This is a genomic window from Rathayibacter sp. AY1E8 (assembly GCF_002931415.1).
Lineage (GTDB): Bacteria > Actinomycetota > Actinomycetes > Actinomycetales > Microbacteriaceae > Rathayibacter.
On sequence record NZ_PSVI01000093.1, the window covers coordinates 1 to 6,231 of the forward strand.

The window sequence follows — 6,231 nt, forward strand, 5'->3', positions numbered from 1 at the left end:
CGGCGCGGCGTCGCCGGTAGACCCGGGAGGGCAGGCGGCGGGGCGGCGGAGTCACCGGGACAGGCTACGACGTGGCGGCGGTCAGAGCGTCTTCAGCATGCGGGTGTTGCCGAGCGTGTTCGGCTTCACCCGGGCGAGGTCGAGGAACTCGGCGACTCCCTCGTCGGGAGAGCGGAGCAGCTCGGCGTAGACCTCGGGGTCGACGACCTTCTCGCCGATCGGCTCGAAGCCGTGGCGGGCGAAGAAGTCGACCTCGAAGGTGAGGCAGAACAGGCGCTTCAGGCCGAGCTCGCGCGCGTCGTTCTCGAGGCGCTCCAGGATGTGGTGACCCACACCCCTCCCGAGCCAGTCCTGCGCGACCGCGAGGGTGCGCACCTCCGCGATGTCGTCCCACATCACATGGAGCGCACCGCAGCCGATCGCCGTCCCGTGCCCGTCCTCGGCGATGCGGAACTCCTGCACGGCGCCGTAGAGCACCACGCGGTCCTTGCCCAGGAGGATGCGCTCGTTCACGAGCGGCTCGCTGAGCTCCTGGATGAAGGGGACATCGCTCGTGCGCGCGCGGCGCACCGGGTACTTCCAATCGGCCATTCGACAAGCCTAGGCCGCACCGGGCGCGGGATCCTGCGAGCAGGCGCCCACCCCCGGACGACGACGTGCCCGCCCCCTCGCGAGAGGGGACGGGCACGGGGTCGTTCGGCAGCCTGCTACGACATCAGGTCGGGCGTCGCCGGGCCGGCCGTGGCCGCTCCGGTGGACGCGCCGGCGCTGATCGAGATCAGGCGCGGGGTCGTGGTGAAGACGAACATGTTGTCGGCGAAGTCCACGTGGATGTGGTCTCCGGCGCCGAGCTCTCCGTGCAGGATCCGCTCGGACAGCTGGTCCTCGATCTCGCGCTGGATCGCCCGGCGCAGGGGGCGCGCACCGAGGGCCGGGTCGAATCCGACCTCGATCAGGCGCTCCTTGGCCGGCTGCGTCAGCTCCACCGTCATGTCGCGGTCGAGCAGGCGGTCGCCCAGGCGCTTGATGAAGAGGTCGACGATCTGGAGCAGCTCGGGCTTCGACAGCTGCGGGAAGACGATGACGTCGTCCACGCGGTTGAGGAACTCGGGCTTGAAGTGCTTCTTGAGCTCCTCGTTGACCTTGCCGCGCATGCGGTCGTAGCCGGTGGCGTTGTCGCCCTCGATCTGGAACCCGACGGGACCACCGGCGATGTCACGAGCACCGAGGTTGGTGGTCATGATGATGACGGTGTTCTTGAAGTCGACGACACGGCCCTGGCCGTCGGTCAGTCGACCCTCCTCCAGGATCTGGAGGAGCGAGTTGAAGATGTCCGGGTGCGCCTTCTCGATCTCGTCGAAGAGGACCACGCTGAACGGCTTGCGGCGCACCTTCTCGGTGAGCTGGCCGCCCTCCTCGAAGCCGACGAACCCGGGAGGGGCGCCGAACAGCCGCGAGACGGTGTGCTTCTCGCCGTACTCCGACATGTCGAGCGAGATCATCGCGTTCTCGTCGTCGAAGAGGAACTCGGCGAGCGCCTTGGCCAGCTCGGTCTTCCCGACGCCCGTGGGGCCGGCGAAGATGAACGAGCCCGAGGGGCGCTTGGGGTCCTTGAGGCCCGCGCGGGTGCGGCGGATCGTCCGCGAGAGGGCCGCGATGGCCTCCTCCTGGCCGATGACGCGCTGGTGCAGGGCCTTCTCCATGAAGACGAGCCGCGAGGACTCCTCCTCGGTGAGCTTGAAGACCGGGATGCCCGTCGCCTGGGCGAGGACCTCGGCGATCAGACCCTCGTCGACCACGCCGGTGGCCTTGACGTCGCCCGACTTCCACTGCTTCTCGAGGCGCAGGCGCTCACCGAGCAGCTGCTTCTCCTCGTCGCGGAGCGACGCGGCCTTCTCGAAGTCCTGGTCCTCGATCGCGGCCTCCTTGGCGGAGCGGACCACGGCGATGCGGTCGTCGAAGTCGCGCAGCTCCGGCGGCGCCGAGAGGATCGAGAGGCGCAGGCGTGCGCCGGCCTCGTCGATCAGGTCGATCGCCTTGTCGGGGAGGAAGCGGTCGCTGATGTAGCGGTCGGCCAGGTTGGCCGCCGAGACGATCGCGCCGTCGGTGATGGACACCTTGTGGTGCGCCTCGTAGCGGTCGCGCAGCCCCTTGAGGATGTTGATCGTGTGGGGCAGCGACGGCTCCGCGACCTGGATCGGCTGGAAGCGGCGCTCGAGAGCGGCGTCCTTCTCGAAGTGCTTGCGGTACTCGTCGAGCGTGGTCGCGCCGATGGTCTGCAGCTCGCCGCGGGCGAGCAGCGGCTTGAGGATCGAGGCGGCGTCGATCGCGCCCTCAGCGGCCCCTGCGCCGACGAGGGTGTGGATCTCGTCGATGAAGGTGATGATGTCGCCGCGGGTGCGGATCTCCTTCGTGACCTTCTTCAGGCGCTCCTCGAAGTCACCGCGGTAGCGGGATCCGGCGATGAGCGAGCCGAGGTCGAGCGTGTAGAGCTGCTTGTCCTTCAGCGTCTCGGGCACGTCGCCGCGCACGATCGCCTGGGCGAGGCCCTCGACGACGGCGGTCTTGCCGACGCCGGGCTCGCCGATCAGGACGGGGTTGTTCTTGGAGCGGCGGGAGAGGATCTGCATGACCCGCTCGATCTCCTTCTCGCGCCCGATGACCGGGTCGAGCTTGTTGTCGCGCGCCGCCTGGGTGAGGTTGCGTCCGAACTGGTCGAGGATCTGCGATCCCCCCTGAGGCTGCTGCTGCTCACCGCCCACGGCGACCTGCTCCTTGCCCTGGTAGCCGGAGAGCAGCTGGATGACCTGCTGGCGCACGCGGTTCAGGTCGGCACCGAGCTTGACCAGCACCTGAGCGGCGACGCCCTCGCCCTCGCGGATGAGGCCGAGCAGGATGTGCTCGGTCCCGATGTAGTTGTGGCCGAGCTGCAGCGCTTCGCGCAGGGACAGCTCGAGGACCTTCTTCGCCCGAGGCGTGAAGGGGATGTGGCCGGTCGGCTGCTGCTGCCCCTGGCCGATGATGTCCTGCACCTGCTCGCGCACAGCGTCGAGCGAGATCCCGAGGGACTCGAGCGCCTTGGCGGCCACTCCCTCGCCCTCGTGGATCAGGCCGAGCAGGATGTGCTCCGTGCCGATGTAGTTGTGATTGAGCATCTTGGCCTCTTCCTGGGCCAGGACGACGACGCGCCGCGCGCGATCGGTGAATCTCTCGAACATGCTGTCACTCCCTACAGAACCCGCAGGGGTGGGCTCCGATACGTCGACTGTAACCAGCGCTCCCCCCGGTGAGCAGGCCTGTTCGCCCTGGGCGTGCACGCGATCCGGGAGGGGTGCGGGCGGCGGTCCCGTCCACCGGTCCATGCGAAGGCATACACTTCCCGCATGAGCAACCTGGAGGAGCATCCCGACGAGCTCCCCGTCGCCGCGGAGCCGGTCCCTCGCGAGCCCGGCGCGGTCGAGATCCTGGAGGCACGGCTCGTCCCGCTCGGCGGTCCGCGCGCGATCGAGGTGCGCCGCACCCTCCCCCAGCGCTCGCGCTCGACGATCGGCGCATGGTGCTTCGCCGACCACTACGGCCCGGTGCGGCTCGGCGAGGAGGCCGGGATGGACGTCCCGCCGCATCCGCACACGGGCCTGCAGACGGTGAGCTGGCTCTTCGAGGGCGAGATCGAGCACCGCGACAGCGTCGGCAGCCTCGCCGTGGTGCGCCCGGGCGAGCTCAACCTGATGACGGCCGGACGCGGCATCTCGCACTCGGAGGTCTCGACCGGGGGCGCGCCCGTCCTGCACGGGGTGCAGCTCTGGGTCGCGCTGCCCGAGGAGGCACGGCTCGTCGATCCGTTCTTCGAGCACCACCGCGGCGTTCCCGTGGAGCTGCCCGGCGCGCTGGTCCGCGTCTTCGTCGGAGGGATGCTGGGCGCGTCGGTGCCCGCGAGCACCTTCACTCCGCTGGTCGCCGCGCAGATCGACCTCGAGCCGGGTGCCCGGGTCGAGCTGCCGGTCGAGGAGTCGTGGGAGTACGGCGTGCTCGTCGACGCCGGCCCCGTGGCGGTCGAGGGCGCGGACGTCCCGCGCTCGGACCTCGCCTACCTGACGCCCGGCCGCTCGCACCTGGTGCTGACCGCCGGGGACGCGGGAGCCCGCGTGGTGCTGCTCGGCGGCGAGCCGTTCGCCGAGGAGCTGGTGATGTGGTGGAACTTCGTCGGCCGCAGCCATGACGACGTGGCGGCCGCCCGCGAGCGCTGGCAGTCCGACGTGATCGCCGGGGCGGATCCCGCGGGACCGTTCGGCACCGTCGACGGGTACGGCGGACGCGCGCTCCCCGCGCCCGTGCTGCCGACCGTGCGCCTCAAGCCGCGCCGCCGGGCCTGAGCCGAGACCGTCAGGCCGAGGCGCTCCGAGGCAGGGCCCACGACGCGGGAGCGCGGAAGTCGCGATGATCCCGCTCGACCACCGCGACTCCCGCGCTCCCACCGGCGCGTCAGGACGCGTCCGACTCCTTCTTCGCGGCGGCCTTCGCCGCGGCCTCGCGATCGGTGGCCTCGGCCGTCTCGCGGAAGGCGCGGCGCGGATCCTGCAGCGCGCTCATCGGCGAGAGGTCGCGCGGAGTGACGGCGTCGACGAGCCAGCCCGTGATGATCCGCCACTTGCGGTCCAGGGTCGGCATCGCCGCTCCGTGGTAGGCGCGGTGGGCGAGCCAGGCGGGGAAGCCGCGCAGCTTCACGCCCTTGATCAGGCCCGCGCCCTTGCCGATGCCGTACTCGGCGACCGTCCCGACGGAGGCGTGGCGGTACTCCTCCACGGTGCCTCCGGTGAGGTCCGCGATGATGTTGCGCGCCAGGAGCTTGGCCTGCCGGACCGCGTTCTGCGCGTTCGGCGGGTAGTACGCGGGCTGCTTCTCGCTGGTGAGGTCCGGCACCTGCGCGCCGTCGCCGGCCGCCCAGGCGCCGCCCACCGGCTCGCCGTCCTCGCGGATGACCCGCAGGCGCGCATCCGCCATGACGTGGCCCTTCGGCCCGCGGGGCGCGTCGGTCGCGTCGAGGATCGGGTTCGGCTTCACGCCGGCGGTCCACACGATCGTGGCCGTCGGGATGCGGTCGCCCGAGGAGAGCTCCACGACGCCGTCCTCGCAGGAGGGCATCGTCGTCTTCAGGTGCACGTGCACGCCGCGCGAGCGGAGGTGGTCGAGCGTCCATTTCGAGAGCTCGGGACCGACCTCGGGGGCGACCCGGTCCAGCGCCTCGACGAGGTGCCAGGTGACGTCGCCCATCGAGAGGGAGGGCTGCGCGGCGAGCGTCTTGCGGCTGAGGTCGAGCAGCTCGCTCAGCGCCTCGACGCCGGTGTAGCCGCCGCCGACGAAGACGAAGGTGAGCAGGCGCCGACGCTCGGCGGGATCGGTGGTGAGCGCCGCCTTCGCGATGTTCTCGATGACGCGGTCGCGCAGGTGCGCCGCCTCCTCCACCGTCTTGAAGCCGATGCCGTGCTCGGCGAGACCCGGTGTGGGGAACGTGCGGGTGACGGCTCCGAGCGCGAAGACGACCTGGTCGAACTCGATCGTGCGGGTGGAGCCGTCCATCGCGGCGACGGTGGCGCTGCGCTCGGCGAGGCTCACGCCGGTGATCGCGCCGCGGATCACGCGGGTGCGCTTGAGCGCGGAGACCAACGGCACCGTGACGTGGCGCGGCTGGACGTGCCCGCCGGCGACCTCGGGCAGCAGCGGCTGGTAGGTCATGTAGGGGTTCGGCTCGACGACGGTGACGTCGATCGGCGCCTCCCCCCGTCTCTTCTCGAGGCCCCAGGCCGTGTACAGGCCGACGTAGCCGCCGCCGAGGATGAGGATGCGCGTCGTACGGGATGCCGTCATGTCCGTTCCCTTCTCGAACCCGGCGCCGGGCAGGCGGAACCGGATGGTGCTGAGGACGCTCCGACGCTACGCGGGGCGCGGCGGCCCGCACAGGGACTTGCGCGACGAGTCGGGGCCGCGCATCCTCCGCAGGCGGGCGGACGGGAGCCGCGCTACTGCAGCGCCGAGGTGAGCCGCGCCAGGTTGTCGAGCAGGGTCGAGCGGAGCGGCTGCTGCCGCCACTCGCGGAGGGTCAGCTCGCGGGAGTGCTCGCGGTAGTCCTGCTGCACCTGGCGCAGGTCCTCGACGAACTCCGAGCCGCGCACCATGAGCGAGACCTCGAGGTTGAGCGTGAAGGAGCGCATGTCCATGTTGCTCGAGCCGATC

The 6,231-nt window shown here is 70.9% G+C and carries 4 protein-coding genes and 1 pseudogene; 1 reads left to right on the top strand and 4 read right to left on the bottom strand.

Features of this window, described 5'->3' with window-relative positions; translation table 11 throughout:
• Positions 1-81: 81 nt before the first annotated feature.
• Both C5C74_RS16500 and C5C74_RS16505 read right to left on the bottom strand, forming a co-directional pair.
• Complete coding sequence (locus C5C74_RS16500) at positions 82-591, bottom strand: amino-acid N-acetyltransferase (protein ID WP_104224089.1); 510 nt, start codon at positions 589-591, stop codon at positions 82-84.
• A gap of 116 nt (positions 592-707) precedes the next feature.
• Positions 708-3,218 (bottom strand): ATP-dependent Clp protease ATP-binding subunit, encoded by a 2,511-nt coding sequence (locus tag C5C74_RS16505; protein ID WP_104351913.1) that lies wholly within the window; start codon positions 3,216-3,218, stop codon positions 708-710.
• A 165-nt stretch (positions 3,219-3,383) separates the two neighbouring features.
• Here C5C74_RS16505 and C5C74_RS16510 point away from each other — a divergent pair, with 165 nt between their 5' ends.
• A complete protein-coding gene (locus C5C74_RS16510) occupies positions 3,384-4,373 on the top strand; it encodes a pirin family protein (RefSeq protein WP_104224091.1) in 990 nt (329 codons plus the stop codon).
• Between the two features lie 109 nt (positions 4,374-4,482).
• Here the strand turns inward: C5C74_RS16510 and C5C74_RS16515 are convergent, their stop codons facing one another.
• Positions 4,483-5,865 (bottom strand): NAD(P)/FAD-dependent oxidoreductase, encoded by a 1,383-nt coding sequence (locus C5C74_RS16515; RefSeq protein WP_104351914.1) that lies wholly within the window; start codon positions 5,863-5,865, stop codon positions 4,483-4,485.
• Positions 5,866-6,017: 152 nt separating this feature from the next.
• Positions 6,018-6,231 (bottom strand): annotated as a pseudogene (locus tag C5C74_RS16520) (cardiolipin synthase A); the annotation flags it as partial.